The sequence below is a fragment of the Microcoleus sp. S13_B4 genome (assembly GCF_036700885.1).
Lineage (GTDB): Bacteria > Cyanobacteriota > Cyanobacteriia > Cyanobacteriales > Microcoleaceae > Microcoleus.
The window spans coordinates 1-2,708 of the sequence record NZ_JAUBPU010000126.1; the positions used below are offsets into that span (position 1 = coordinate 1).

Consider the following 2,708-nt stretch of genomic DNA (forward strand, 5'->3'; position numbering starts at 1 on the left):
CTCATATTTTTTGGCAATTTTACTAGCTTTTCCATTTTAACCCTTTTGCGACATATTCGCCAAAGTGAGATGCACCCACTCTATCGAGTAAACAAGCCCAAAGGTTGGGAGTAAAGAAGGGAAGTCGCCTGAGTCCTAATTTGGAAAAATGTTGTTTATTATTAGTGGGAAATGAATCTTTTGCCAATGCCGAGAGAGACCTCAAAATGTTGACAGGGATTTATGTACCGCACAGTACACAACATCGACTATTAGAGCGTTACGAATTCTCCTCGGCTCAAGCTACCAAACAAGTAGAAGCATTGAGTATAGACGGAGGAAATGTCAGACTGAGAACTCATGAAGGAGAAGAAAGTATCTGGAGGAACTATAAGGCAGTTAAGGTACATCGCCTTTGTAGGGGCAGCTTTTTTCCAAAATAATCCAGATTTAGTGGCATGGGTAAATAGCCAACCTCAAAGTGAAGCGATAACCTGCTTGGGAGATGGTCATGATGGAGTGTGGAATCTGTTTAATCAAATTGGGACTATAGAGCAAAGAAGAGAGGTACTAGATTGGTATCATTTGATAGAAAATTTACATAGGGTAAGAGGTTCGCTCAAACGACTGAGGAGAGCGCAGAATCAACTGTGGCAAGGGTCAACAGTAGAAGCTATAGCCGAATTTGTAGGGGTTACGAGTAAAGAAAGTGAAAAGTTCCAGAAATATCTGCGAAAACATCAGTCAAGAATCCCAGATTACCAGAATTACAGCAGATTCCAGGGAAATAGAGTACACCTTACTCCCAAACACTTACCAAAATGGTTGACAAACCCTTGCAACCGTACTCCATGAACCTGGAAATTGCTGTATCTTGCATCAGGGTATTGACATTGGTTCGGGAGCTGTAGAGTCTTTAATTAAACAAATTGGAGCAAGAATTAAGATTGTAGGTGCACAGTGGAAGGAAAAAAATGTGCCTCAAATTTTAAGACTGAGATGTGCGTATTTAAATAACGACATCAAGCTAGGTATTTCTGCTTAGTTAAAAAGCGGGATGCTCCCCATGATTTCTCCCTGTTCGGGTGTAATAATGATGCGATTGTCGGGAATGGCGATCGGATGAGTCCAACGAACAGCTTCTTCGTAGCGCAATGCGTGCATTTGGTGGATAGTTCGCCGTACCCCCAGCGGCGAACCGATGATGACGTGACGGACTGCTTCGCGATCGCCCTCAAAGGTTTGGTTGGTTAAAACATTCGGCGATGTTTGGTTGGATGATGAATCTTGCAACATATAGCCTTTCTCAGAAATATGAGGTATGATGTTACTGACACTCATTCATGAGGGTCAAACAGAGAACACACGATCGAATGAACTCTAATTATATGGTTCAGTAAAGCCACGCGAAAGCGATAGCACACATAATAGCATTTGGGAGCATAACAGTTATGTGCTCAGTATAAATACTGATGATAATTTAAGCTGCTGCTTTGAGATTGACACCAATCATTCCATTTAAGTAAGCTACTCGATGAGCCAAGACTTGCGGGACATTTTGCTCATTCCATTGTGCGCCAGAAATTTTGATACGACGACCAATTTGTTTGATTGCTGATTCCACAGCACCCGAGCCAATCGAACAAATCTTATTTGACTGATAATAGTGGTAATTAACGATGCGTGTTCGGTGTTTGTGGAGATAGACGCAGAAATTATGTGCGGCTTTTTTTGTCAGATTTGCAAAAAGTTGTTTCGCTTTTTCTACCTGTCCCATCCATAAATAAGCTTCGGCTTCATTGATTCTTCGTTGTGAGCCGCCAACCTTATTCAGATTTTCAATCAGATGATACCAGTCAAGGATTTCTCGGCGTTGTCGATTTGGGGCAACTAAAGCGATAATATTCCAAATTCCATCATGTCCATCTCCCAGACAGGTTACAATCTTAGCGATGGGTTGACTGTTGACCCAATTAATCAGCCCAATATTATCTTGATAAACCGCGATTAATCCGCTGTTGGTGTGCATTGCTTTATAGTCTTTGTAGATACATTCTAGTCCCTGTGCCGTTCTTAATCTAACTTTTCCTCCATCTACACATAATTCTTCAATTAGTTCTGTGACTATCGGCAACTGAAACTCTGGCCGATGGACTAATCAGGCGTTGTGACATGGCATTGGTTTGGACACCGGTGATGTATTCTAAATCTACTGCCGTTTGCTCGTATGACATATTGGCACTTAATCTCAGACAACATTGTTCTAAATGTGGACTAATTCTTGTGCAGGGCTTAACTCCGAGTATTTTAGCTTGTTTTTCACTAATTTTTAGTATCCCTAATGTACTGGTAAGTTTTCTGGTTCTGCCGGAAGTTGTTCCTGTTGATTGCTGAAAAAAAAGCGGCAATTTCGGGACTGACATACTGCTGAAGCTGTGTCTGAATAGTTTTTTCTATACTTTCGAGCGTCAACTGTTGTTCAGATTCAGCTTCTGTATATAAAATCTCAGCAATTGCTCTGGTATATTCTTGCAGCTTTCTTTGTTTCTCTGGATTCATAATTTTGCGAGAGTGGTAAACATATTTAATTATGGACTAATGAGGGGTAGGGTATTCCTGAGTATTTCTACTTATCGCATAAGTGTTATGCTCCCATAGCATTTTTCTGACAGCACGAAGAAGTTGATTTACAACATGTTTACTTGTACTCCTCTTCATACATTGTTAAA

At 40.8% G+C, this 2,708-nt stretch carries 2 protein-coding genes and 1 pseudogene; 1 reads left to right on the forward strand and 2 read right to left on the reverse strand.

The window, feature by feature from the left end; genetic code table 11:
• Window positions 1-339 precede the first annotated feature (339 nt).
• On the forward strand, window positions 340-834 hold the full coding sequence (locus QT994_RS27390; RefSeq protein WP_333180241.1) for a hypothetical protein: 495 nt from the start codon (window positions 340-342) through the stop codon (window positions 832-834).
• A 186-nt stretch (window positions 835-1,020) separates the two neighbouring features.
• On the opposite strand, the gene QT994_RS27400 is transcribed toward QT994_RS27390, so the two are convergent.
• On the reverse strand, window positions 1,021-1,275 hold the full coding sequence (locus tag QT994_RS27400) for a hypothetical protein (RefSeq protein ID WP_333180244.1): 255 nt from the start codon (window positions 1,273-1,275) through the stop codon (window positions 1,021-1,023).
• A 184-nt stretch (window positions 1,276-1,459) separates the two neighbouring features.
• Window positions 1,460-2,538: pseudogene (locus QT994_RS27405) on the reverse strand (ISKra4 family transposase).
• Between the last annotated feature and the right edge of the window lie 170 nt (window positions 2,539-2,708).